Annotated in this window: 22 protein-coding genes; 12 read left to right on the top strand and 10 right to left on the bottom strand. The window is 71.5% G+C overall.

Annotated elements, in window-relative coordinates:
• Window positions 1-20: 20 nt before the first annotated feature.
• From VHW64_RS02750 to VHW64_RS02720, 7 genes are all read left to right on the top strand, one after another.
• Window positions 21-971: a uridine diphosphate-N-acetylglucosamine-binding protein YvcK gene (locus VHW64_RS02750; RefSeq protein WP_329648976.1), complete on the top strand. Its 951-nt coding sequence runs from the start codon at window positions 21-23 to the stop codon at window positions 969-971.
• A gap of 22 nt (window positions 972-993) precedes the next feature.
• Complete coding sequence (gene whiA, locus VHW64_RS02745) at window positions 994-1,980, top strand: DNA-binding protein WhiA (protein ID WP_329648975.1); 987 nt, start codon at window positions 994-996, stop codon at window positions 1,978-1,980.
• Window positions 1,981-2,117: 137 nt separating this feature from the next.
• Complete coding sequence (gene gap / locus VHW64_RS02740) at window positions 2,118-3,143, top strand: type I glyceraldehyde-3-phosphate dehydrogenase (protein WP_329648974.1); 1,026 nt, start codon at window positions 2,118-2,120, stop codon at window positions 3,141-3,143.
• A 12-nt stretch (window positions 3,144-3,155) separates the two neighbouring features.
• Window positions 3,156-4,376, top strand: a complete 1,221-nt coding sequence (locus VHW64_RS02735) for a phosphoglycerate kinase (RefSeq protein ID WP_329648973.1) — start codon at window positions 3,156-3,158, stop codon at window positions 4,374-4,376.
• 15 nt (window positions 4,377-4,391) lie between these two features.
• Window positions 4,392-5,183: a triose-phosphate isomerase gene (tpiA, locus tag VHW64_RS02730; protein ID WP_329648972.1), complete on the top strand. Its 792-nt coding sequence runs from the start codon at window positions 4,392-4,394 to the stop codon at window positions 5,181-5,183.
• An 88-nt stretch (window positions 5,184-5,271) separates the two neighbouring features.
• Window positions 5,272-5,505 carry a preprotein translocase subunit SecG gene (gene secG, locus VHW64_RS02725; protein ID WP_329648971.1) on the top strand — a complete coding sequence of 78 codons (234 nt, stop codon included), beginning with the start codon at window positions 5,272-5,274 and terminating at the stop codon, window positions 5,503-5,505.
• 18 nt (window positions 5,506-5,523) lie between these two features.
• Window positions 5,524-5,883, top strand: coding sequence for an RNA polymerase-binding protein RbpA (locus VHW64_RS02720; protein WP_329648970.1), 360 nt, complete (start codon window positions 5,524-5,526; stop codon window positions 5,881-5,883).
• Between the two features lie 25 nt (window positions 5,884-5,908).
• Here VHW64_RS02720 and pgl read toward each other — a convergent pair whose 3' ends face one another.
• From pgl to tkt, 6 genes are read right to left on the bottom strand one after another with little or no spacing between them, the layout of a single operon-like run.
• Window positions 5,909-6,652 (bottom strand): 6-phosphogluconolactonase, encoded by a 744-nt coding sequence (gene pgl, locus VHW64_RS02715; protein ID WP_329648969.1) that lies wholly within the window; start codon window positions 6,650-6,652, stop codon window positions 5,909-5,911.
• Window positions 6,649-7,557, bottom strand: coding sequence for a glucose-6-phosphate dehydrogenase assembly protein OpcA (locus tag VHW64_RS02710; protein ID WP_329648968.1), 909 nt, complete (start codon window positions 7,555-7,557; stop codon window positions 6,649-6,651). Before VHW64_RS02710 ends, pgl begins: the two co-directional genes overlap by 4 nt.
• Window positions 7,558-7,609: 52 nt before the next feature.
• Window positions 7,610-9,142, bottom strand: a complete 1,533-nt coding sequence (gene zwf / locus VHW64_RS02705; protein ID WP_329648967.1) for a glucose-6-phosphate dehydrogenase — start codon at window positions 9,140-9,142, stop codon at window positions 7,610-7,612.
• Window positions 9,139-10,821: a glucose-6-phosphate isomerase gene (gene pgi / locus VHW64_RS02700; protein ID WP_329648966.1), complete on the bottom strand. Its 1,683-nt coding sequence runs from the start codon at window positions 10,819-10,821 to the stop codon at window positions 9,139-9,141. The genes zwf and pgi overlap by 4 nt, the downstream gene beginning before the upstream one ends.
• Window positions 10,818-11,918 (bottom strand): transaldolase, encoded by a 1,101-nt coding sequence (tal, locus tag VHW64_RS02695; protein ID WP_329648965.1) that lies wholly within the window; start codon window positions 11,916-11,918, stop codon window positions 10,818-10,820. The genes pgi and tal overlap by 4 nt, the downstream gene beginning before the upstream one ends.
• A 45-nt stretch (window positions 11,919-11,963) precedes the next feature.
• A complete protein-coding gene (tkt, locus tag VHW64_RS02690; RefSeq protein ID WP_329648964.1) occupies window positions 11,964-14,069 on the bottom strand; it encodes a transketolase in 2,106 nt (701 codons plus the stop codon).
• A gap of 150 nt (window positions 14,070-14,219) precedes the next feature.
• Between tkt and VHW64_RS02685 the strand changes: the two genes are divergently transcribed.
• Window positions 14,220-15,173 (top strand): heme o synthase, encoded by a 954-nt coding sequence (locus tag VHW64_RS02685; protein ID WP_329648963.1) that lies wholly within the window; start codon window positions 14,220-14,222, stop codon window positions 15,171-15,173.
• Window positions 15,174-15,360: 187 nt separating this feature from the next.
• On the opposite strand, the gene VHW64_RS02680 is transcribed toward VHW64_RS02685, so the two are convergent.
• The 4 genes from VHW64_RS02680 to VHW64_RS02665 form a co-directional block, all read right to left on the bottom strand.
• On the bottom strand, window positions 15,361-16,251 hold the full coding sequence (locus VHW64_RS02680; RefSeq protein WP_329648962.1) for a COX15/CtaA family protein: 891 nt from the start codon (window positions 16,249-16,251) through the stop codon (window positions 15,361-15,363).
• Window positions 16,242-17,006, bottom strand: a complete 765-nt coding sequence (locus tag VHW64_RS02675; protein ID WP_329648961.1) for an ABC transporter permease — start codon at window positions 17,004-17,006, stop codon at window positions 16,242-16,244. Before VHW64_RS02675 ends, VHW64_RS02680 begins: the two co-directional genes overlap by 10 nt.
• On the bottom strand, window positions 17,003-17,971 hold the full coding sequence (locus VHW64_RS02670; RefSeq protein WP_329648960.1) for an ABC transporter ATP-binding protein: 969 nt from the start codon (window positions 17,969-17,971) through the stop codon (window positions 17,003-17,005). Before VHW64_RS02670 ends, VHW64_RS02675 begins: the two co-directional genes overlap by 4 nt.
• A 182-nt stretch (window positions 17,972-18,153) precedes the next feature.
• The gene (locus VHW64_RS02665; RefSeq protein ID WP_329648959.1) at window positions 18,154-20,490 is read right to left on the bottom strand and encodes a xanthine dehydrogenase family protein molybdopterin-binding subunit; all 2,337 of its coding nucleotides are present in this window, start codon (window positions 20,488-20,490) and stop codon (window positions 18,154-18,156) included.
• A 112-nt stretch (window positions 20,491-20,602) separates the two neighbouring features.
• Between VHW64_RS02665 and VHW64_RS02660 the strand changes: the two genes are divergently transcribed.
• The 4 genes from VHW64_RS02660 to VHW64_RS02645 are packed head-to-tail and all read left to right on the top strand — an operon-like array spanning window position 20,603 to window position 24,310.
• A complete protein-coding gene (locus VHW64_RS02660; RefSeq protein ID WP_329648958.1) occupies window positions 20,603-21,376 on the top strand; it encodes a metalloregulator ArsR/SmtB family transcription factor in 774 nt (257 codons plus the stop codon).
• Window positions 21,373-22,791 (top strand): Fe-S cluster assembly protein SufB, encoded by a 1,419-nt coding sequence (sufB, locus tag VHW64_RS02655; protein ID WP_329648957.1) that lies wholly within the window; start codon window positions 21,373-21,375, stop codon window positions 22,789-22,791. Before VHW64_RS02660 ends, sufB begins: the two co-directional genes overlap by 4 nt.
• A complete protein-coding gene (gene sufD / locus VHW64_RS02650; RefSeq protein ID WP_329648956.1) occupies window positions 22,791-23,960 on the top strand; it encodes a Fe-S cluster assembly protein SufD in 1,170 nt (389 codons plus the stop codon). Before sufB ends, sufD begins: the two co-directional genes overlap by 1 nt.
• On the top strand, window positions 23,960-24,310 hold the full coding sequence (locus tag VHW64_RS02645; protein WP_329648955.1) for a non-heme iron oxygenase ferredoxin subunit: 351 nt from the start codon (window positions 23,960-23,962) through the stop codon (window positions 24,308-24,310). The genes sufD and VHW64_RS02645 overlap by 1 nt, the downstream gene beginning before the upstream one ends.
• Window positions 24,311-24,312 lie beyond the last annotated feature (2 nt).

Below are 24,312 nucleotides of genomic sequence, written 5' to 3'. Positions count from 1 at the left end.
TGGGCCGCCCCCCGAGGCGGGTGACCGCCCTCGGTGGCGGGCACGGCCTCTTCGCGTCGCTGTCCGCGCTGCGTCGGCTGCCGATCGACCTCACGGCGGTCGTCACCGTCGCCGACGACGGCGGCTCGTCGGGGCGCCTGCGCTCGGAGTTCGGCGTGCTGCCACCTGGCGACCTGCGGATGGCCCTCGCGGCCCTGTGCGGTGACGACGACTGGGGCGAGACCTGGGCCAGGGTCCTCCAGCATCGCTTCGCGGGGACCGGTGAGATGAACGGGCACGTCACCGGCAACCTGCTGATCGTCAGTCTGTGGGAGCTGCTGGGCGACCACGTCGCGGCCCTCGACCTGGTCGGGCGGCTCCTCGGGGCCCGCGGCCGGGTGCTGCCGATGGCGCTGACGCCGCTCCAGATCTCGGCCCAGGTCAGCGGCCTCTACGCCGAGGACCCCGAGCGGCTGACCACGGTCCTGGGCCAGGTGGCGGTGGCGACCTCACCCGGCACCATCGAGGCCATCTCGCTGCTACCCGAGGATCTCCGGCCGTGCCCCGACGCGGTCGACGCCGTCCGGACCGCCGACGTCGTGGTCCTCGGACCCGGGTCGTGGTTCACCTCGGTGCTGCCCCACCTGATGGTGCCGGCCCTCGCCGAGGCGCTGGTGGAGACCGGCGCCCACCTCGTGGTGGTGCTCAACCTCGCCCAGGAGGGCGAGACCGGCGGCTTCGCGCCCGCCGACCACCTGGCGGTGCTGCTCGGTCACGCGCCGGGGCTCCGGCTGGGGACGGTGCTGGTCGACGCCTCGAAGTCAGCCGCCCTCGCCGACCTGGAGGCCGTCGCGGCGACCTGCGGGGCCCGGGTGCATGTGGCCGACGTGGCCTCGGACGACGGTGGCCCGAGGCACGACCCGGAGAAGCTGGCGGCGGCGTTCGCCGAGATCCTGCATCTGCTCGGTGGCCGCGCACCGGAGGGTCGTTGACGTCCATGGCAGGATCGGCGCCATGGCGATGACGGCTCAGGTGAAGGCGGAGATCGCCAACACCACCATCACCAAGACCTGCTGTCGCAAGGCCGAGGTCTCCACGATGCTCCGCTTCGCCGGCGGCCTCCACATCGTCAGCGGGAAGATCGTGGTCGAGGCCGAGCTCGACACCGGCGCGGCCGCGCGCCGGCTGCGCAAGGACATCGTCGAGGTCTTCGGCCACCACAGCGACGTCGCGATGGTCCAGGGCAACGGCATCCGCAAGGGCAGTCGCTACCTCGTCCGCGTCGTCAAGGACGGCGAGGCGCTGGCCCGGCAGACCGGTCTCCTCGACAACCGGGGCCGGCCGGTGCGCGGGCTGCCGCCTGCCGTGGTCTCCGGCGGCGCGTGTGACGCCGTGGCCGCGTGGCGCGGGGCGTTCCTGGCCCACGGGTCGCTGACCGAGCCGGGTCGGTCGTCGTCGCTGGAGGTGACCTGTCCCGGTCCCGAGGCCGCACTGGCGCTGGTCGGCGTGGCCCGTCGCCTCGGCATCCCTGCCAAGGCTCGCGAGGTGCGCGGCGTCGACCGGGTCGTGATCCGCGACGGCGACGCGATCTCCCAGCTGCTCACCCGGCTCGGTGCCCACGAGGCCCTGATGGCCTGGGAGGAGCGGCGGATGCGGCGCGAGGTGCGCGCCACCGCCAACCGTCTGGCCAACTTCGACGACGCCAACCTCCGGCGCTCGGCGCGGGCCGCGGTCGCCGCGGGCGCCCGGGTCCAGCGGGCCCTGGAGATCCTGGGCGACGAGGTTCCCGACCACCTCAAGCTCGCCGGAGGTCTCCGGCTCCAGCACAAGCAGGCCAGCCTCGAGGAGCTCGGCCAGCTCCACGACCCGGTCCTGACCAAGGACGCGATCGCGGGCCGGATCCGACGGCTGCTCGCGATGGCCGACAAGCGGGCCGAGGAGCTGGGGATACCCGACACCGAGGCGTCCTTGACTCCCGAGATGCTCGCCGACGACGAGTAGGCCCGACGTCACCGACGCCGCGACGGTCCCGGCCACGGGAGGGCGCCGGGTTCCCCGGCGTGGCGAGGCGGGCGATGGGCGATAGGGTCGTCGTACCGACTCAAGGGCCACCCTCTGTCACCTGCTAGGAGCATCACGTGACTGTTCGCGTAGGCATCAACGGCTTCGGCCGGATCGGCCGCAACTTCTTCCGCGCCCTCCAGGCGTCCGGCGCCGACGTCGAGGTCGTGGGGATCAACGACCTGGCGGCCAACGACATCCTGGCGCACTTCCTGCGCTACGACTCGATCCTGGGCCGCTACCCCGGCAAGGTGGAGTCCGACGAGAGCTACCTCACCGTCGACGGCACGAAGATCCACGCGACCGCCGAGCGTGACCCGGCGGCGCTGAGCTGGGGCGACATCGGCGCCGACGTCGTGATCGAGTCGACCGGCTTCTTCACCAACGCCGCGGACGCGCGCAAGCACCTCGACGCGGGCGCGAAGAAGGTCATCATCTCCGCACCTGCCACCGACGAGGACATCACGATCGTGATGGGCATCAACGACGGTGACTACGACGCCGACCGGCACCACGTGATCTCCAACGCCAGCTGCACCACCAACTGCCTGGGGCCGATGGCCAAGGTGCTCCTGGACAGCTGGGGCATCGACAAGGGCTTCATGACCACGGTGCACGCGTACACGACCGAGCAGCAGCTGCTCGACCAGATCTCGCTGAACCGCAAGGGCGAGATCAACCTGCGTCGTGCCCGGGCCGGCGCCAGCAGCATCATCCCGACCACGACCGGTGCGGCGAAGGCGATCTCGCTGGTGCTTCCCGAGCTGAAGGGCAAGCTCGACGGATATGCCCTGCGGGTGCCCGTGCCCACGGGCTCGGTGACCGACCTGACCGTCACCCTCGGCGCCGAGGTGACCAAGGACGAGGTGAACGCCGCGTTCAAGGCCGCTGCGGAGTCGGGTCCGCTGTCGCCGTACCTGGAGTACACCGAGGACGAGATCGTCAGCGCGGACATCGTCACCTGGCCGGCCTCGTGCACGCTCGACGCCAAGTGCACCCTGGCCAACGGCAACCAGGTCAAGGTCGTCGGCTGGTACGACAACGAGTGGGGCTACTCCAACCGCCTCATCGACCTCTCGGCCCACGTCGGCGCCGGCCTGTGACCCGGCTCTGACGTGACCGACACCTCTCTCGCCGACCAGCTGGGCGGCGTCCGGGGCAAGCGCGTCCTCGTGCGCTCCGACCTCAACGTCCCCCTCGACGGCCCGGACGATGACCGAGTGATCACCGACGACGGCCGCGTGCGCGCCAGCGTGCCGACGATCCGCGAGCTCGCCGACGCCGGAGCCCGGGTCGTGGTGCTCGCCCACCTCGGGCGCCCCCAGGGCAAGCCCGACCAGCGCTACTCGCTCGGGCCGGTCGCCCGTCGCCTCGGGGAGCTCCTCGGCCGCGACGTCGCCTTCGCCGACGACACCGTCGGCCCGTCCGCGCACGCGACGGTCGCCGCCCTGGCGGACGGCGACATCGCCCTGCTGGAGAACGTCCGGTTCGACGCCGGCGAGACCAGCAAGGACGACGCCGTCCGCGGCGCCTTCGCCGACCAGCTGGCCGCCCTCGCCGACGGCTTCGTCTCCGACGGGTTCGGCGTGGTGCACCGCAAGCAGGCCAGCGTGTACGACGTGGCGCTGCGCCTGCCGCATGCGATGGGGCAGCTGGTCTCCACCGAGATCGAGGTGCTGCGCAGGCTCACCGTCGACCCAGCCCGGCCCTACGTCGTGGTGCTGGGCGGCTCGAAGGTCTCCGACAAGCTCGGCGTCATCGACAACCTCCTCGCCAAGGCCGACCGGCTGCTGATCGGTGGCGGCATGGTGTTCACCTTCCTCGCAGCCCAAGGCCACGAGGTCGGCAAGAGCCTCCTGGAGGCCGACCAGCTGGAGACGGTGCGCGGCTACCTCGCCCGGGCCGAGGAGTCCGGCGTCGAGATCCTCCTCCCGACCGACATCGTGGTCGACACGGCGTTCCCGTCCCTCGACCGCGTGCCCGAGCCACGCGTCGTCCCCGCAGACGAGATCCCGGCCGACGCACTGGGCCTCGACATCGGACCCGAGTCGGCCCAGGCGTTCGCCGACTCCATCGCCGACGCCCGCACCGTGTTCTGGAACGGGCCGATGGGTGTCTTCGAGACGCCGGCCTTCGCCGAGGGCACCCGTGCGGTCGCCCGGGCGCTGACCGAGGTCGACGGCCTGTCGGTCGTCGGTGGCGGCGACTCGGCGGCGGCCGTGCGCCGGCTCGGGTTCGACGAGGCCGCCTTCGGCCACATCTCCACCGGGGGCGGCGCCAGCCTCGAGCTGCTCGAGGGCAAGGAGCTCCCGGGCATCGCCGTCCTCGAACGCTGACCTCGAAAGGCACTGATGACCAAGCGCATCCCGCTGATGGCGGGCAACTGGAAGATGAACCTCACCCACCCTGAGGCGTTGGCGCTGGTCCAGAAGCTCGCCTGGATCCTGGCCGACAAGAAGCACGACTTCGCCCGCACCGAGGTCGCCGTGATCCCGCCGTTCACCGACCTGCGCTCGGTGCAGACGGTGGTCGACGGCGACCGGCTCGCGATCCGGTACGGCGCCCAGGACGTCTCGGCGCACGACTCCGGCGCCTACACCGGCGAGATCTCGGCGACGATGCTGGCCAAGCTCGGCTGCTCCTACGTCGTGGTCGGACACTCCGAGCGCCGGGAGTACCACCACGAGACCGACGAGCTCGTCAACGCCAAGGCCCGGCAGGCCGTCGCCGCGGGGATGACGCCGATCGTCTGCGTCGGGGAGGGGCTCGACGTACGCCGGGCGGGGGAGCAGGTCCCCCACACGCTGGCGCAGGTCGACGGATCCCTGGCCGGGTTCACGCCCGAGCAGGTCGGCGCGCTGGTGGTCGCCTACGAGCCGGTGTGGGCGATCGGCACCGGTGAGGTGGCCACCCCCGACGATGCCCAGGAGGTCTGCGCGGCGATCCGCGGACGCCTGCGCGACACCGCGGGCGACGACGCGGCCGCGGGCTGCCGGATCCTCTACGGCGGTTCGGTCAAGGCTGCCAACATCGCCGGGATCATGGCCCGGGCCGACGTCGACGGGGCCCTCGTCGGGGGCGCCAGCCTCCAGGCCGACGAGTTCGGAGGCGTCTGCCGGTTCTACGACATGCCGGCTCTGTGAGAAATGGTCGCCACGCCGGTCGGTCCGGTCCAGACCGCAGTTCGGGCCTGTTCGGGAAGGCTGTGGGCGTGACGTAGGCTATGCCCTCGTGACCATCGTCTTCACCATCCTGCTCGTGATCACCAGCTGTCTGCTGGTGCTTCTCGTGCTGCTGCACAAGGGTCGGGGTGGGGGACTGTCCGACATGTTCGGCGGCGGTGTGTCCAGCTCGCTCGGGGGATCGTCAGTCGCAGAGCGCAACCTGGACCGGTTCACCATCGGTGTCGGCTCGGTCTGGTTCGCCTGCGTCATCGCCCTGGGCCTCTTGCGGGCCTACTCCTGACAGAAAGGTCCGTCACAGGTGGCTGGTGGAGGGAACGCGATCCGGGGTAGCCGGGTCGGTGCTGGTCCGATGGGTGAGGCCGAGCGGGGAGAGGCCGCTCCGCGTCAGGCGGTCACCTACTTCTGCTCCCACGAGCATCGCTCGGTGGTGACGTTCGCGGTCGAGGCCGTCGTGCCCGAGTCGTGGGACTGCCCCAAGTGCGGGCTGCCCGCGAGCCTCGACTCCGACAACCCACCGCCGGCCCCGAAGATCGAGCCGTACAAGACGCACCTCGCCTACGTGAAGGAGCGCCGCTCCGACGCCGAGGCCGAGACGATCCTGGACGAGGCGATCCAGCTCCTGCGCAGCCGGCGCAAGTCCGGCGACATCATCTTCTGAGCCGCCGGGCTGCGGGACCCGCAGCTCAGCGGACCTGGGAGGCCGCGTCGCGGTCGAGGAACCAGATGGTCTGCTGCTGGCCTCGGACGCCGGTCGCGGGGATCTGGTCGACGCCGGGTGGCTCGGCGGCCAGGGCCTGTCCGACCGCGTCGGCCTTGTCGGCGCCGCTGACCACGAACCACACCGCCTCGGAGCGGTTGAGCGCGGCGAAGGTCAGGCTGACCCGCTCGGGCGGCGGCTTGGGTGACCCGGTGACCCCGACCGCGATGGCGTCGTCGACCCGGAGCTGCGGGAAGCCCGGGAACAGCGAGGCGACGTGTCCGTCGGGTCCGACGCCGAGCATGAGCACGTCGAAGCCTCCCGAGCCCACGCCGCGGACCACCTGGCCGTAGTCGGCGGCCGCGGCGTCGACGGACTCGGCGTCCGCCGTGGAGGGGATCTCGTGCACGCGGGCGGGATCGATCGGGAGGGCGTCGAGGAAGGCCTCGCGGGCCTGCTTGGCGTTGCGGTCGTCGGAGTCGGCCGCGACGAACCGCTCGTCGCCCCAGAAGAAGTCGACGCGCGACCAGTCGACCTCGCTGCCAGGCCCGAGCCGGGCGACCTCGCGATGGATCCGATCGGCGATGGTGCCCCCGGTCAGGGCGACCTGCGGGACCTCCCCGGCCGCCTGGACGACGGTGAGCTGGCGCACCAGGGCGCCGGCGACCGCGGTCGCGAGGTCGCCGGCCGACTCGTGGACCTCGACGCGGGAGGCCGGCGGCGAGCTCATGCCTTCCTCATCCGGGCCAGCGCGCGAGCCGTCGCGGCGTACACGTCGTCCTCGTCGAGGCGACGCAGCTCCTCCGCGAGCAGCTCGGGGAGCTGCCGGCGCTTGAGGGCGACCGGACGGTCGGGTCGGTCGGGTGAGGAGAACGTCGCGAGTCGGCCGTCGCGACGGGAGATCACGATCGGGCCCTCCTTGGTGTCGAGTCGCACCTCGGTGATCCCGGGTCCGCGGGAGCCGGCGATGGTGACCTTTGCCTTGAGCCGGCTGGACAGCCACGCGGCCAGCAGCTCGGCACTGGGGCTGATCCGCTCGGCGGTGACCGAGCCACCGGTGACCTTGAGCGGCTGCTGGTCCAGGGCCGCCGCCAGCAGGGCGCGCCACGGCGTGATCCGGGTCCAGGCCAGATCGGTGTTCCCCGGGGCGTACGCCGCACACTGGAGGTGGATCGCCTTGCCCTTCGCCCTCGTCGCCGCGGCCGCGTCGGTGATGCGGCGTTGGGCGAGCCTGCCGAGCGGGTCGTCAGCGGGGTCGGCCGGCGGGTCGGACGGCCACCAGATCGCCACCGGGGAGTCGGGCAGGAGCAGCGGCAGCACGACGGACTCGGCGTGCTTGACGACCTCGCCCTGGAGCCGGATCAAGGCCGTCTCTCCGGTCCAGCCCGCGCCGGTGCCGACCTGGGCGTTGACCTGGGAGTGCCCGCGGGCGTCGCCGAGGATCACGCCCAGCACGCGCGCCGGATGCTCGTGCGAGGCCTGCCGGGCGACCTGCATCGCGTCCTGGGCGCCGTTCTCGTCCACGACGATGACCAGGGTCATCACCATGCTCATGGCCGGGCTCCCGGCGCGGAGCCGCGAGGCCACGAACTCGGCCGCGATCCCCGCGGCGTTGGTGTCGACCAGCTCGATCATCGCGGGACCCCTGCACGGGTGCGGGCGCAGCGGGCGGCTGCGCGGGGTGAGGTCATGGTCGCCTCCAGGTCCGGCCGTCGCGGGTCAGCATCGTGCCGGCCGACGCCGGCCCCCAGGTGCCCGACTCGTAGGGCTCGGGCCGGCCCTTGCCCGCCCAGTGGTCGAGCACCGGGTCGAGGATCTCCCAGGAGCGCTCGACCTCGGCGTTGCGGGGGAACAGGGGCGGGTCGCCCAGGAGGACGTCGAGGATCAGCCGCTCGTAGGCCTCGGCACTGGACTCGGTGAACGAGCCGCCGTAGGCGAAGTCCATGTTGACGTCGCGGATCTCCATCTGGGTGCCCGGCACCTTGGACCCGAACCGCAGCGTCATGCCCTCGTCGGGCTGCACCCTGATGACCAGGGCGTTGTGCGTCAGCTCCTCGGTGGCCGCGCGGGTGAACGGCACGTGCGGTGCCGCCTTGAACACGACGGCGACCTCGGTGACTCGGCGTCCGAGCCGCTTGCCGGTGCGCAGGTAGAACGGGACGCCGGCCCAGCGGCGGTTGTCGACGTGCAGCGTGATCGCGGCGTAGGTCTCGGTGGCCGAGGTCTTGCGGACGCCCTCCTCCTGGAGGAAGCCGACGACCTTCTCGCCGCCCTGCCAGCCGGCAGAGTACTGCCCCCGTGCGGTCGTCAGGTCGAGCCGTCGGGGGAGGGTGACCGACTGGAGCAGCTTGAGCTTCTCCAGCCGCAGACTCTCGGCGTCGAACGAGGTGGGCTCCTCCATCGCGACCAGCGACATCAGCTGGAGCAGGTGGTTCTGGATGACGTCGCGAGCCGCACCGATGCCGTCGTAGTAGCCGGCCCGCCCGCCGATGCCGATGTCCTCCGCCATGGTGATCTGCACGTGGTCGACGAAGTTGGCGTTCCAGATGGGCTCGAACATCGTGTTCGCGAAGCGCGTGGCCAGGATGTTCTGGACGGTCTCCTTGCCGAGGTAGTGGTCGATCCGGAAGATCGACCCGCTGGAGAAGACCGTGGCGAGCGTCGCGTTCAGCTTGCGGGCCGACTCGAGGTCGTGGCCGAACGGCTTCTCCACGACGACCCGGCGCCACGAGCCCTCGGCCGGCTCCGCCAGCCCGTGCTCCTTGAGCTGGCCCACGACGTTGCCGAAGAAGCCCGGGGGGATCGCGAGGTAGAAGGCGTGGTTGCCGCCGGTGCCGCGCACCTGGTCGAGCTCCTCGATGGTGCGCCCCAGGGTGTTGAACGCCGTGTCGTCGTCGAAGTCGCCGGGCACGAACCGGAAGCCCTCGGCGAGCTGCCTCCAGACCTCCTCGCGGAACTCCGTGCGTGAGTGCTGCTTGACCGACTCGTGGACGACCTGCGCGAAGTCCTCGTTGGCCCAGTCGCGTCGGGCGAAGCCGACCAGGCTGAAGCCGGGCGGGAGCAGGCCGCGGTTGGCCAGGTCGTAGATCGCGGGCATGACCTTCTTGCGCGACAGGTCGCCGGTGACCCCGAACAGCACCATGCCGCAGGGACCGGCGATGCGTGGCAGCCGTCGGTCCTGCGGGTCGCGCAGCGGGTTGAGGCGCTCGGCGGGGCTCATGAGGTCCGGTGCGCGCGGTAGTAGCCGATCAGGGCCCGCGTCGAGGCGTCCTGATCGTCGAGGGCCGCCTGGTCACCGGCAATGGCCGGGCCCAGCTGCTGCGCGAGCTGCTTGCCCAGCTCCACTCCCCACTGGTCGAAGCTGTCGATGCCCCACACCGCCCCCTCGGTGAACGTGATGTGCTCGTAGAGCGCCACGAGCTGGCCCAGGACGGACGGGGTCAGCGCCGGCGCGAAGATCGAGGTCGTGGGCCGGTTGCCGGTGAAGACCCGGGCCGGCACGATCGCCTCCGGGGTCCCCTCGGCCCGCACCTCGTCGGCCGTCTTGCCGAAGGCGAGGGCCTTGGTCTGGGCGAAGAAGTTGGCCAGGAACAGCTCGTGCACGTCGACGCTGTGCCCGTCCACGGCGTCCTGGAGCGGGTACGCCGGGGTGGCGAAGGCGAGGAAGTCGGCCGGGATCAGCCGCGTGCCCTGGTGGATCAGCTGGTAGAACGCGTGCTGGCCGTTGGTCCCGGGCTCGCCCCAGAACACCTCGCCGGTCGTGGTGGTGACGGCGGTGCCGTCCCAGCGCACACCCTTGCCGTTGGACTCCATGGTGAGCTGCTGGAGGTACGCCGGGAACCGGTGCAGCAGCTGGGAGTAGGGGAGTACGGCGTGGCTCTGGGCCCCGAGGAAGTTGGCGTACCAGACGTTCAGCAGGCCCATCAGGAGAGGCACGTTCCGGACGGGCTCGGCGGTGCGGAAGTGCTCGTCCATCGCGTGGAAGCCGGCCAGCATCTCCGCGAAGCGGTCCGGCCCGACCGCGACGGCCAGGGAGGTGCCGATCGCGGAGTCCATGGAGTAGCGGCCGCCGACCCAGTCCCAGAAGCCGAAGGCGTTGGCCGGGTCGATGCCGAACGCCGCGACCTTGTCCAGCGCGGTCGAGACCGCCACGAAGTGCTTGCGGACCGCCTCGCCCTCGTCGTGGCTCCCCCCGTCGACGGCACCGAGGCCGGCCAGGAGCCACGCCTTGCACAGTCGGGCGTTGGTGAGGGTCTCCAGCGTCCCGAAGGTCTTGCTCGACACGATGAACAGCGTGCTCTGGGGGTCGAGGCCGGCCAGCTTCGTCGCGGCGTCCGTCGGGTCGATGTTGGAGACGAACCGGCACTCGAGGCCCTCCTGCCGGTACGCCGCGAGCGCCTCGTAGGCCATCACAGGACCGAGGTCGGAGCCCCCGATCCCGATGTTGACCACGGTCTCGATCCGCCGCCCGGTCACGCCCGTCCAGGTCCCGCTGCGAACGTCGTTCGCGAACGCGTACACGCGCTCCAGGACCTCGTGCACCTCGGCCACGACGTCGTGCCCGTCGACCTCGAGCGAGAGGCCGGCCGGGTCGCGCAGGGCCGTGTGGAGGACGGCGCGGTCCTCGGTGACGTTGATGTGCGCCCCGGCGAACATCTCGTCGCGGCGCCGGGTCACGCCCACCTGGTCCGCGAGGGCCAGCAGCGCCGCCAGCACGGCGTCGTCCAGCAGCGCCTTCGACAGGTCGACGTGCAGGTCTGCCGCGGTCAGGCTCAACCGCTCGACCCGGCCCGGGTCGTCGGCGAACCAGGCGCGCAGATCCGGGGCGAACCCGTCGGCGAGCGTGGACAGACCGGCCCACGCCTCCGTCGAGGTCGGGTCGACGGGGGCTTGGCTCACTGGGCGGCCGCCAGCGCCTCGTCGACCGAGCCGAGCAGCTCGTCCCACGCCTTGAGGAACTTGTCGACGCCTTCCTTGATCAGGACCTCGATCACGTCGTCGTAGTCGATACCGGCGTCGGCGAGGGCCTTCATGGTCGCCGCGGCGTCGTCGTAGAGGGGCCGGACCTGGTCGCCCTTGATCTCGCCGTGGTCGGCGACGGCGTCCATCGTCTTCTCGGGCATGGTGTTGACGGTGTCCTCGACGACCAGGTCGTCGACGTACATCGTGTCCTTGTAGTCGGGGTTCTTGACGCCGGTCGAGGCCCAGAGCGGGCGCTGCCTGCGCGCGCCGGCGGCCTCGAGCTCGGCCCAGCGGTCGCCGGCGAAGAACTCCTCGAACGCCTTGAACGCCAGTCGGGCGTTGGCCACGCCGGCCCGGCCCTTGAGGGAGGCGTCGGCCCCCGCCGCGTCGAGGCGGCCGTCGATCTCGGTGTCGACGCGGGAGACGAAGAACGACGCGACCGAGTGGATGCCGGACAGGTCGTGGCCGTTCTCCTTGGCCTTCTCCAGGCCGGCGAGGTAGGCCTCCATCACGCCGTGGTACTGCTCGAGGCCGAAGATCAGCGTGACGTTGACGCTGATGCCGTTGGCGATCGTCTCGGTGATCGCCGGCCAGCCCTCCTTGGTGCCCGGGATCTTGATCAGCAGGTTGGGCTGGTCGACCGTCTTCCAGAGGTCAGCGGCCTCGGCGACGGTCCCGTCGGTGTCGTGGGCCAGGCCGGGGGAGACCTCGATCGACACGCGGCCGTCGACGGTGCCGCTGGCGTCGTACGCCGGCCGCATGATGTCGCAGGCGTTGCGGACGTCGTCGGTGGTGATCACCCGGACTGCCTGGTCGCGGTCGGTGCCGAGCGCGGCGAGCTCGCGGATCTGCGCGTCGTACCTCTCGCCGTGGCTGAGGGCGGCCTGGAAGATCGACGGGTTGGTGGTGACCCCGACGACGTGCTGGTCGCGGACCAGCTCGGCGAGGTTCCCGGTCTCGAGCCGCTCCCGCGACAGGTCGTCGAGCCAGATGGAGACACCCGCGTCGGAAAGCTCCTTGAGGCGATCGGTCATGGTCTGCTCCTGTGGGGTTGCGGTGGTCGGGCCTGTCGGGCTGCGTCAGTGGGTGGCGTCCCGGATGCTGTCCTGGGCCGCGGCGGCAACGGCCTCGGCGGTGATGTCGAACTCCTGGTAGAGACGCGAGTAGTCGGCCGAGGCGCCGTAGTGCTCCAGCGAGACGCACTTGCCCGCGTCGCCGACGATCTCGCGCCAGCCCTGGGCGATCGCGGCTTCGACCGACACGCGCGCCTTGACGATCGGCGGGATCACCGTCTCGCGGTAGGACGTCTCCTGGGCGTCGAACCATTCCCGGCACGGCATCGAGACGACGCGGGCCCGGACACCGTCGGCGGCCAGCAGCTCGCGCGCCCGCACCGCGAGCTGGACCTCGGAGCCAGTGCCGATCAGGACGACGTCGGGCGCCCCGCCGTCGACGTCGATCAGGACGTAGCCACCCCGGTGCACGTTCGACGTATCGGAGAACCCGTCGACCCCACGGGGGTACGTCGGGAGGTCCTGCCGGCTGAGGACCAGGCCGGCCGGGCGGTCGGTGTGCTCGAGGATGGTCTGCCAGCACGCCGCGGTCTCGTTGGCGTCGCCGGGACGTACGACGTCGAGCCCGGGGATCGCGCGGAGGGCCGCGAGGTGCTCGACCGGCTGGTGGGTCGGACCGTCCTCGCCGAGGCCGATGGAGTCGTGGGTCCAGACGTAGGTGACCGGGAGCCCCATGATGGCCGCCAGGCGGACCGAGCCGCGCATGTAGTCGGAGAAGGTCAGGAACGTGCCGCCGAAGACCCGGGTGCCGCCGTGTGCCGCGATGCCGTTCATGATCGCGCCCATCGCGTGCTCGCGGATGCCGAAGTGCAGCACCCGCCCGGCCAGGGGGTCGGCCTTCCACATCTTCGTGGCGCGGTCACCGGGCAGGAAGGAGGGGACGCCCTCGATGGTGGTGTTGTTGGAGCCGGCCAGGTCGGCCGAGCCGCCCCACAGCTCGGGGAGGTGCTCGGCGACCGCGTTGATCACCTTGCCCGAGGCGACCCGGGAGGCCATCCCCTTCGGGTCGGCGTCGAACGACGGCAGGGTGGCGGCCCAGCCCTCCGGCAGGCTGCGGGTCTGGAGCCGCTCGAAGAGCGCGGTGTCGGCGGAGGGCTTCTTCGCCCAGGCGGCGAACTCGTCGTCCCACGCGGCCTGCGCCGCCTTGCCGCGCTCGACGGCCTTGCGGGTGTGCTCCAGGACGCCGGTCGGCACCTCGAAGGTCTGCTCCGGGTCGAACCCGAGCACCTTCTTGGTGGCGGCGACCTCGTCGGCACCGAGCGCGGACCCGTGCGCCTTGCCGGTGTTCTGCGCGTCCGGGGCGGGCCAGGCGATGATCGTGTGCAGCACGATGAAGCTGGGCTTGTCGGTGACCGCCTCGGCCTTGCGGATGGCGTCGTAGAGGGCGGGGACGTCCTCCTGGTACTTGGTCCCGTCGTGGGTCCAGTCCACGTGCTGGACGTGCCACCCGTAGGCCTCGTAGCGGGCGCCGACGTCCTCGGACAGGGCGATGTCGGTGTTGTCCTCGATCGAGATCCGGTTGTGGTCGTAGATCAGCGTGAGGTTGCCCAGCTGCTGGACTCCGGCGATGGCCGACGCCTCGGCGGACACGCCTTCCTCGATGTCACCGTCGGAGCACATCGCGTAGATCTGGTGGTCGAAGAGCGAGGAGCCGACCGCGGCGTTGGGGTCGAAGAGGCCGTGCTCGCGTCGTGCCGCCATGGCCATGCCGACGGCGTTGCCGATGCCCTGGCCCAGCGGGCCGGTGGTGGTCTCGACGCCGGCGGTGTGGCCGTACTCCGGGTGGCCCGGGGTCTTGCTGCCCCAGGTGCGCAGCGCCTCGATGTCGTCGAGCTCGAGCCCCCAGCCGCCCAGGAAGAGCTGGATGTAGAGAGTCAGGCTGGAGTGGCCGCAGCTCAGCACGAACCGGTCGCGGCCGGGCCAGTGGGGGTCGGCCGGGTTGTGCCGCATCACCTTCTGGAACAGCAGGTAGGCGGCCGGCGCGAGGCTCATGGCGGTGCCGGGATGGCCGTTGCCGACCTTCTGCACCGCGTCCATCGCGAGCACGCGCACGGTGTCGACGGCCTTGTCGTCCAGCTCGTTCCAGTCCAGCTTGGCGGGTGTCGCGCTCACGTGGTCTCCCGGCTCCGTTTCGTCTCGGACGTGTGCCTCGGCGGGCACCTGCTCAGGCGCCTCCGAGACTACCCACCCCGGGCGATACACTGCGAGGCGCCCACCTGAGCTCTGATCTTGCGTTCACCACCCCGTACCCGAGGACCCTGTGTGACATACGTCGGCCAGCGAGCCTCAGCGCTCTCGCAGCCGGATCCTCCTCCCGCGACCGGGGCCGCTGCGGCGCGCGACGTCGTGGCGGCGTACGTCGGGCTGACCAAGCCGCGCGTGATCGAGCTGCTGCTGCTGACCACGGTCCCGGTGATGTTCTTCGCCGCCGGCCGGGTGCCCCACCTCGGCCTGGTCGTCGCCACGGTCGTCGGCGGCGCGCTCTCCGCCGGGTCGGCGTCGGCGCTGAACTGCGTCTACGACCGCGACATCGACGAGCAGATGCGGCGCACGCGTCGCCGGGCCATCCCGCGCCACATCGTGACCCCGGGAGCGGCCACCGCCTTCGGGCTGGTGCTGGGGCTGGCGGCGGCGGCCATCCTGCTGGTCTGGGTCAACCCGCTCTCCGCGGCGCTGTCGGTGCTCGCCGAGTGCTTCTACCTCTTCGTCTACACGATGCTGCTCAAGCGGCGCACCACCCAGAACATCGTCTGGGGCGGGCTGGCCGGCTGCTTCCCGGCGATGATCGGGTGGACGGCCGTGACCGGGCATCTCGCCTGGCCGCCGGTGGTCCTGTTCCTGGTGGTGTTCTTCTGGACGCCGCCGCACACGTGGGCACTGGCGCTGCGCTACCGCGAGGACTATGCCGGGGTCGCGGTCCCGATGCTGCCGGTGGTGGCGCGGGCCGAGGTCGTCGGCCGGCAGATCGTGGTCTACAGCTGGGTGATGGTGGGGACGTCGCTGGCGCTGTGGCCGGTGGCGGGCACCGGGCCGCTCTATCCGATCGTGGCGGCGGTTCTCGGTGTGGTGTTCCTGGTGCAGGCACATCGGATGTGGGGTCGGGCTCGGGGGACCGAGGACCTCGGCGCGATCAAGCCGATGGTGCTGTTCCACGCGTCCAACCTGTATCTCTCCCTGCTGTTCGTCGCCGTTGCCCTGGAGCCGCTGCTTCGTTGAGTTGGCCCTCCGGGTCCCTTGAGTTGGCCCCCCGGGTCCCTTGAGCTGACCCGCCGGATGGGGTGGGACTCGGTGGCTCCGCCGGCGGGCCTGGTCTGGTACGACGCTCAAGCCGACGGCGTGCCCGCCGCTCCGCACACGCCACACCCCATCCGGCGGGTCAGCTCAAGGGACCCGGAGGGCCAGCTCAACGGGTGCGGAGGGGGAGGTCTGCGGGGGTGGGGGCGGGTTGGAGGGTGGTGACGAGGAGCCAGGTGGCGGCGGCGACGACGAGGCCGGCGCCGAGCATGTGCAGCATCACGACCCCGATCGGGAGGCCGGTGAAGTACTGGATGAAGCCGATCGCGGCCTGGAGCACCTCGATGGCGGCCAGGGCGGTGACCGGGCGGGGGTCTCCGCCGGTCGCGCGCCGGGCGAACCACAGGCCCACCGTGAGGCCGATGAGGAGGAACACCAGGTCGGCGTGGAACTGGCTCACGTCGAGGGAGTCCAGGCCGTTGCGTGGTGAGCTGGCGTCTCCGGCGTGGGGGCCCGAGCCGGTGACGGCGGTGCCGGCGTAGAGGACCAGCCAGGTCACGGCGTAGGTGGTGCAGGCGAGGCCCGGGACGAGCCCGCGGGCGAGCGGTCGCGGCGGGTGGTCGAGCCGATGCAGGAACAGCACGGCGAGCGAGACGATGGCCAGTGAGAGCACCAGGTGCAGCGACACGATCCACGGGTTCAGGTCGGTCAGCACGGTGATGCCTCCCAGCACGGCCTGGGCGGGGATCGCCAACGCGAGCACCAGCGCCAGCCGGAACAGGTCGGGCCGGTCGAGGTCGCGAGCCCCCTGCCGGGCCGCGACCAGGGTCGCCACGGCGACCGCGACCAGCACGAACGTCAGGGACCTGTTGCCGAACTCGATGAACTGGTGCACGCCCATCGCGTCGTGCGGGGTGAAGGAGCTGTGGTTGCAGCGTGGCCAGGTCGGGCACCCGAGACCCGACCCGGTCAGCCGGACGGCGCCACCGGTGACGATCAGCAGGATGTTGACGCCCAGGGTGGCCCAGGCGAAGCGTCGCAGCCAGGGGCTCACTCCCATCGGAACGTCCTCGCCGTCAGCGCGGCACCGAGGCAGCCCCAGAGCAGCAGGACGGTGAGGTCGCGCCAGCCGGCGCCGCCGTGGAGGCAGGCATGGCGCATCGCCCCGCCGAGGGCGCCGCTGGGGAGCCACGCCGTGACGTGGCCGAACGCGCCGTACGACGACCCGGGCAGCACCACGGCACCGCCGGCCATCAGCAGGAGGTAGACGAGGTTCGCCGCGGCCAGCGTGGCCTCCGCCCTCAGGACGCCGGCCAGGAACAGGCCCAGAGCCGCGAAGGCGAAGGTGCCGTCGACGACGGCCAGGACCGCGCCCGCCACGCCGTCGGCCGGGCTCCAGCCCAGCGCCACCCCGATGGCCCCGATCACGACGACCTGGAGCGCCTCGACGACCAGCAGGCCGCCGATCTTCCCGGCGAGCAGCCCGGACCGGGGGAGCGGTGAGGAGCCGAGGCGCTTGATCACGCCGTAGCGCCGCTCGAAGCCCGTCGCGATGGCCAGCGAGGTGAAGGCCGTCGACATCACCGCGAGGGCGAGCACGCCCGGGGTGAGCACGTCGACGGGTCGTTGCGAGAGCCCGAGGTCCACGTGCTTGGCGGCCGCCACGCCACCGACGAGCACGAGCACCGGGATCACCACCGCGAGGAGCAGCTGCTCACCGTTGCGCAGCATCAGCCGCGCCTCCATCGCCGCCTGTGTGCGGACCATCCGCGCGAAGGGCGCGGCTCCCGGCCGCGGTGAGAGGTCGAGGCTCACGACGCGATCTTCCGGCCGGTCAGCTCCAGGAACACGTCCTCGAGCGTGCGCTGTCCGAGCGTCAGCGACTCCGGCAGCACGTCGTTGGCCTCGCACCAGCGCGAGACGACGGCCAGGCTCGACGCGTCGGCCGGGCCCGTGACCACGATGCTGAGCTCGTCGAGCAGCGTCACCTCGACCTGCTCGCCGAGTGCCCGCCGCAGGGACTGCGCGGCGTCCGGCGGGAACGGCTTGGTCACGACCAGCCGGATCGTGGCCGAGCCCCCGCCGCGGGTGAGCTCCAGGGGCGTGCCGGAGGCGATCAGGCGCCCGTGGTCGATGATGTGGATCCGGTCGGCGAGCCGCTCCGCCTCGTCCATGTAGTGGGTCGTGAGCACCACGGTGACGCCGGCCGTCCGCAGCTCCGTGAGCAGCTCCCACGTCGTACGTCGTGCCGCGGGGTCCATGCCGGCCGTCGGCTCGTCGACGAAGGCGACCTCGGGTCGCCCGACGATCGCCATCGCCAGCCCGAGGCGCTGCTGCTGGCCACCGGAGAGCCGGCGGTACGGCGTGCGACCGCACTCGCCGAGCCCCAGCCGCTCGGAGAGCACGCCGAGGTCCAGCGGATGCGCGTGCAGCCGCGCGATGTGGCCAAGCATCTCCTCGGCGTGCACGCCGCTCCAGGCACCGCCGCCCTGGAGCATCACGCCGATCCGGGGGAGCAGCGCGCGGCGGTCGGCGACCGGGTCGAGGCCCAGCACGCGGACCCGGCCGGCCTGCGGACGACGGTAGCCCTCGGCGGTCTCCAGCGTCGTCGTCTTGCCGGCGCCGTTGGGCCCGAGCACCGCGGTGATCGAGCCGCGCTCGACGGTCAGCGAGAGCTGGTCGACGGCGACCCTCTCGCCGTACCGCATGACCAGGCCGTCGATCTCGACGGCCGGTCGGTCAGCCGCGTCCGAGGACGGTACGTCGGGGGGCGGTGCCACGCGCCAAGTCTAGGGAAGCGCTGATCAATCCGGCCTGCTGCCGCCGCGATGCGCGCGCGCCGGCTGCATTGCAGCCGCTCGACGTGCGCCCAGCATGCCGTCGCGACCGCGCCTCGCCATCGCACACAGGCGTCGCGGCGCTCGCGACGGCGCCATTGACCGGCACGTCCCTAGGTAGGCCCTCAGGCCTCGACGATCTCGGGCTCGTCACCCTCGTTGCGCAGATCCGCGAAGGCCGGCGGCGGCTCACGCCACACCTCGGAGCGGGGGTTCTGGATCTCGCGCCAGACCCGCTCGGCCGTGCAGGGCAGGTCGACGTGCTTGACCCCGAGGTGCTTGAGCGCGTCGACGACGGCGTTCTGGACCGCGGGCGTGGCCCCGATGGTGGCGGACTCCCCGATGCCCTTGGCGCCGATCGGGTTGACCGGCGTCGGCGTCTCGGTGTTCGAGGCCTCCAGCATGATCCCGTCGGCCGCGGTCGGGATGGCGTAGTCGGCGAAGGAGCTGGTGATCGGCGTGCCGTACTCGTCGTAGAGCATCTCCTCCCAGAGGGCCTGGCTGATGCCCTGGATCCCGCCGCCGTGCTGCTGCCCGGCGACGATCAGGGGGTTGACGATGCGCCCGCAGTCGTCGACCAGCACGTGACGCAGGGGAGTCACCCGGCCGGTCTCGGTGTCGACCTCGACGATCGAGACGTGGGCGCCGAAGGGGAACGTCGCGCCGTCCTGCGTGAAGTCGGTGTCGACGCCCAGCCCGCCGTCGTGCTGGTGGGCGTAGGCCGCGAGGTCCGGCCAGCCGATCCGGTCGCCCGGCACGCCGGCCACCCCGAAGCCGTCGTCGTCCAGCACGACGTCCTCGACGCTGGCCTCGAGCATCCGGGCCGCCACCGCGAGCGCCTGGACGCGGGTCTCGTCGGCGGCCTTGCTCACGGCGCTGCCGCCGAGCTGGAGCGACCGCGAGCCGCCGGTGCCGCCGCCGGAGCGCACCATCGCGGTGTCGGACTGGCGGTAGCCGATCCTCGACAGCGGGATGCCCAGGGTGTCGGAGACGATCATCGAGAACGACGTCGCATGGCCCTGGCCGTGCGCGGAGGTGCCGGCCATGACCGTGGCCGAGCCGTCGGAGATGATCTGCACCGAGCCGAACTCCGAGCCCCCGAACCCGGTGATCTCCACGTAGGTGGCCAGGCCGATGCCCAGCAGCCGCGTCTCCCCGGCCTCGATGCGGCGCCGCTGCTCGGCCCGGGCCGCGTCGATGTCGGCGATCCGCAGTGCCTCCTGGAGCGGCAGCTCGTAGTCGCCGATGTCATAGGTCTGCCCGGTCTGGGTGCGGAACGGGAACGCGTCCTTGGGGATCAGGTTGCGGCGGCGGATCTCCTCCGGCGCGATCCCGAGCTCCTGGGCGGCCAGGTCCAGGACCCGGTCGATGGCGGCCGCCGCCTCGGGTCGTCCGGCGCCGCGGAAGGCGCCGACCGGCGCGGTGTTGGTCATCACCGCGATGGCCTCGAAGCGGAGCCTCGGCACGACGTAGGGCCCCTGCGCCATGAGGTACGTCGGTCCTACCGCGAGCGCGCCGCCGAAGCCGGCGTAGGCGCCGCACTCGCCGAGCACCCGCATCCGGAGGCCGGTGATCGTCCCGTCGCTCCGCACCCCGAGCTCGACGAACTGGACCTGCCCCCGGCCCTGCATCGACAGCATCGCCTCGCTGCGGGTCTCGACCCACTTCACCGGGCGGTCGAGCCGTCGGGCGGCGATGGCGATCGCCGCGTGGTCGGTGCCGGTGCCGGCCTTGCCGCCGAAGGCCCCGCCCACGTGCGGGGCGACGACCCGGACGTGCTCGGCGTCCACGCCGATCGAGCGGGCCAGGAGGTCCTTGGCCATGTGGGGGTGCTGGGTCGACACCCAGGCCTCGATCCCCTCGGGGGTCGGGCGGACCAGGATCGCGTTCCCCTCGATCGGGGCGACGGCGATCCGCTGGTTGACGATGCGCACGCGGGTGACGTGGTCGGCGTCGTCGAGCACGTCGTCGTCGGCGTCCTTGGCCGCCCGGAAGGTCGCGATGTTGGAGCCGATCTCCTCGAACTGCACCGGGGCGCCCTCGGCGAGCGCGTCCTCGACGTCGGTGACCACGGGCAGCTCGTCGTAGTCGATGTCGACGAGCTCGGCGGCGTCCACCGCCAGCGCGCGGGTCTCGGCCACGACCAGGACGACCGGGTCACCCGCGTAGCGCACCTTGTCGACCGCTAGTGCCGCCCGGGGCGCGTGCTTGTTCACCGTGGCGAAGCTGGGCAGGGGCTCGCGGCCGAGGTCGTCGCAGGTGTAGACCGCGAGCACGCCCGGGGCGCGCAGGGCCTCGGAGGTGTCGACGCCGACGATCCGCGCGTGGGCGAACGGACTGCGCACGAAGACGGCGTGTGCGACGCCGTCGCTGTCGAGGTTGTCGACGAAGGTGCCCTGCCCGAGCAGGAGCTCCAGGTCCTCGACGCGGCGTACCTCGGTTCCAAGGATCGATCCCGGCATGCGCCTACCCTATGCCGCCAACCGGCGACGCTCTCCGGAAGGCCCGGGCCGAGGTTGAGTGTTAGGTGAGCCTTACTTGAATCGGTCCAGTCATTAACGGCACACTGGCGTTGTGGAATTCGAGGGACGCGCCACCAAGCACACGGAGAGCCGCTCCGACGGCGCCGGGCTCGGCGACGAGCCGACCCGAGAGCGCGTCGTCCGCACCATCCTCGTCGACGGCCCCTCCACCGCCGCCGACCTCGCCGCTCGGCTCGACCTGACCCCGGCTGCCGTCCGCCGTCACCTCGACCACCTGATGGCGCAGGGCGCGCTCGAGGCGCGTGACCCACGACCGACCGCAACTCGCGGCCGGGGTCGCCCGGCCAAGGTCTTCGCGATCACCGAGGCGGGCCGCGCCCACTTCGACCAGCAGTACGACGACCTCGCGGTGCAGGCGCTGCGCTACCTCGCCGAGACCGGCGGCGACGAGGCGGTGCTGGAGTTCGCGCGGCGTCGGGTGGCGTTCATCGAGCGCGACTACGGCATCGTCACCGCCGCGGAGCCCGACCTGAGTCCGGCCGAGGCGCTGGCCAGGGTCTTCTCCAGCGAGGGGTACGCCGCAGCGGTGCGCTCGCTGCCGCTGCTGCCCCAGGCCGACGGGGGCGTCGCCGTCGAGCAGCTGTGCCAGCAGCACTGCCCGGTCTCCCACGTGGCCCACGAGTTCCCGCAGCTGTGCGAGGCCGAGACCGAGGCGATCGGCCGGGTCCTGGGCAGGCACGTCCAGCGGCTCGCGACCATCGCCCACGGCGACGGCGTCTGCACCACCTGCATCCCGCACTCCCCGGCCCCCGTCGGGGCCTCCACAGGCTCGACCGCCGCGTCCACTAGTGAGAGGAAGTCATGACCTCCATCGAAGAGCTCAACCCGGAGCTGAAGGGCATCGGCCGCTACCAGTTCGGCTGGGCCGACCGCGACGACGCCGGCGCCGCCGCGAAGCGCGGCCTCAACGACGACGTCGTCCGCGACATCTCCGGCAAGAAGTCCGAGCCGCAGTGGATGCTCGACCTGCGTCTCAAGGGCCTCAAGCTCTTCGGCCGCAAGCCCATGCCTACCTGGGGCTCGGACCTCTCGGGCATCGACTTCGACAACATCAAGTACTTCGTCCGCTCCAGCGAGAAGCAAGCCGCATCCTGGGAGGACCTCCCCGAGGACATCAAGAACACCTACGACCGGCTCGGGATCCCCGAGGCCGAGAAGCAGCGCCTCGTCGCCGGCGTCGCCGCGCAGTACGAGTCCGAGGTCGTCTACCACTCGATCCGCGCGGACCTCGAGGAGCAGGGCGTCATCTTCAAGGACACCGACACCGCGTTGAAGGAGCACCCCGAGCTCTTCCGCGAGTACTTCAACACCGTGATCCCGGTCGGCGACAACAAGTTCGCCGCCCTCAACACCGCGGTGTGGTCCGGCGGGTCGTTCATCTACGTGCCCAAGGGGGTGCACGTCGACATCCCGCTCCAGGCCTACTTCCGCATCAACACCGAGAACATGGGCCAGTTCGAGCGGACGCTGATCATCGTCGACGAGGACGCCTACGTGCACTACGTCGAGGGCTGCACCGCCCCGATCTACTCCAGCGACTCGCTGCACTCGGCGGTGGTGGAGATCATCGTGAAGAAGGGCGGCCGCTGCCGCTACACCACCATCCAGAACTGGTCGAACAACGTCTACAACCTCGTCACCAAGCGGGCCACCTGCGACGCCGGCGCCACCATGGAGTGGGTCGACGGCAACATCGGCTCGAAGGTGACGATGAAGTACCCGGCCATCTACCTGCTCGGCGAGCACGCCAGGGGCGAGACGCTGTCGATCGCCTTCGCCGGCGAGGGTCAGCACCAGGACGCCGGGGCCAAGATGGTCCACGCCGCACCGCACACCTCCAGCTCCATCCTGAGCAAGAGCGTGGCCCGCGGCGGCGGGCGCACGTCGTACCGCGGCCTGATCCAGGTCAACGAGGGGGCGCACGGGTCGAAGTCCAACGTGCTGTGCGACGCCCTGCTGGTCGACCAGGTCTCGCGCTCGGACACCTACCCCTACGTCGACATCCGCGAGGACGACGTCTCCATGGGCCACGAGGCCAGCGTCTCCAAGGTCTCCGACGACCAGCTGTTCTACCTGATGTCGCGGGGCATGGCCGAGGACGAGGCGATGGCGATGATCGTGCGCGGCTTCGTCGAGCCGATCGCCAAGGAGCTGCCGATGGAGTACGCGCTCGAGCTGAACCGGCTCATCGAGCTCCAGATGGAAGGAGCGGTCGGCTAGTGGTCGCAGCTCTCCAGGACGCGCTCGAGCTCGAGCGCGTCGAGTCCCACCTGCACCCCGCGCCGTCGTACGACCTGGCGGACCACCCGGAGCCCACCGGGCGCGAGGAGATCTGGCGCTTCACGCCGATCAAGCGCCTGCGCGGCCTGCTCGGGGTGACCTCCTCGGCCGACCTCTTCTCCGTCGAGGGGACCGACGTCCCCGAGGGCGTGACCTGGACGGTCATGAGCCACGAGGAGACGCGGGCCCGAGGCGGCGTCGCCCCGATGGACCGGCTCGGGGCGCTGGCCGCGGGCGGCTTCCCGAAGGGGGGCGAGGTCGTCGGCGTGCCGGCCGACACCCGGCTCGACCGCCCGATCCACGTGATGATCTCCGGCGACGACGTCGCCAAGACGTGCCTGGGTCACCTCGTCTACGAGGTCGGGGCGCATGCCCGGGCGACGATCATCGTCGAGCATCGCGGCAGCCTGACCATGAACCTCTTCACCCAGGTGCTGGTCGGCGACGGCGCGCAGGTCGACCTGATCAACGTCTACGACTGGGCCGACGACGCGGTGCACACCGAGCAGATCAACCTCACGGTCGGTCGCGACGCGACGGTCCGCGCGTTCGAGATCTCGATCGGCGGCGACCTGGTCCGCACCTCGACCAACGTCGACTACGCCGGACCCGGCGGCTCGTTCGAGGGCTTCGGCCTCTACTTCGCCGACGCCGGCCAGCACATCGAGCACCGGCTCTTCGTCGACCACACGGCGCCCAAGACCAAGAGCCGCGTCACCTACAAGGGTGCGCTCCAGGGGCACGGAGCCCACACCGTCTGGATCGGCAACGTCTTGATCCGCAAGGTCGCCGAGGGGATCGACACCTACGAGGAGAACCGCAACCTGGTGCTCACCGACGGCTGCCAGGCCGACTCGGTGCCCAACCTCGAGATCGAGACCGGCGAGATCGAAGGGGCCGGACATGCCTCGGCGACGGGCCGCTTCGACGACGAGCAGCTGTTCTACCTGCGCTCCCGCGGGATCGCGGAGGACGAGGCCCGGCGGCTGGTCGTGCACGGCTTCTTCAACGACCTGGTCCGCAAGATCGACGTCCCCGAGCTGCGCGAGCGGCTGGCGGCGGTCGTCGAGGCCGAGCTGGCCCGCAACCTCCTGACGGAGGCGCGCTGATGGCGTTCGTCCGCGCGGCATCGGTCGAGGAGTTCCGCGACGGTGAGGCCCTCGGGGCGACCGTCGACGACCAGGACGTGGCCCTGGCCCGAGACGGCGAGGAGTTCTTCGCGGTCGAGGACGTCTGCTCGCATGCCGCCGTCGCCCTCAGCGAGGGCGAGGTGGAGGGCTGCACCGTCGAGTGCTGGCTGCACGGCTCGCGCTTCGACCTGCGCACGGGCAAGCCGACCGGGCTCCCGGCCACCGAACCCGTGGCCACCTTCCCCGTCGAGGTGCGCACCAGTGCCGCTGGCACCCGTGAGGTGTACGTCGACGTCACCACCACCCTGAACGGAGTACCCCCGCAATGAGC

The sequence above is a fragment of the Nocardioides sp. genome (assembly GCF_036267815.1).
GTDB lineage: Bacteria > Actinomycetota > Actinomycetes > Propionibacteriales > Nocardioidaceae > Nocardioides.
Note: the sequence above shows the minus strand (reverse complement) of the source record. Positions and strands in the feature narration are given on the sequence as shown.

Coding starts and splice junctions, on each gene's coding strand:
- whiA (WP_329648975.1), top strand. CDS start 994: ATGGCGATGACGGCTCAGGTGAAGGCGGAGATCGCCAACACCACCATC.
- tpiA (WP_329648972.1), top strand. CDS start 4,392: ATGACCAAGCGCATCCCGCTGATGGCGGGCAACTGGAAGATGAACCTC.
- pgl (WP_329648969.1), bottom strand. CDS start 6,652: ATGAGCTCGCCGCCGGCCTCCCGCGTCGAGGTCCACGAGTCGGCCGGC.
- VHW64_RS02710 (WP_329648968.1), bottom strand. CDS start 7,557: ATGATCGAGCTGGTCGACACCAACGCCGCGGGGATCGCGGCCGAGTTC.
- zwf (WP_329648967.1), bottom strand. CDS start 9,142: ATGAGCCCCGCCGAGCGCCTCAACCCGCTGCGCGACCCGCAGGACCGA.
- tal (WP_329648965.1), bottom strand. CDS start 11,918: ATGACCGATCGCCTCAAGGAGCTTTCCGACGCGGGTGTCTCCATCTGG.
- VHW64_RS02680 (WP_329648962.1), bottom strand. CDS start 16,251: ATGGGAGTGAGCCCCTGGCTGCGACGCTTCGCCTGGGCCACCCTGGGC.
- VHW64_RS02665 (WP_329648959.1), bottom strand. CDS start 20,490: ATGCCGGGATCGATCCTTGGAACCGAGGTACGCCGCGTCGAGGACCTG.
- sufB (WP_329648957.1), top strand. CDS start 21,373: ATGACCTCCATCGAAGAGCTCAACCCGGAGCTGAAGGGCATCGGCCGC.
- VHW64_RS02645 (WP_329648955.1), top strand. CDS start 23,960: ATGGCGTTCGTCCGCGCGGCATCGGTCGAGGAGTTCCGCGACGGTGAG.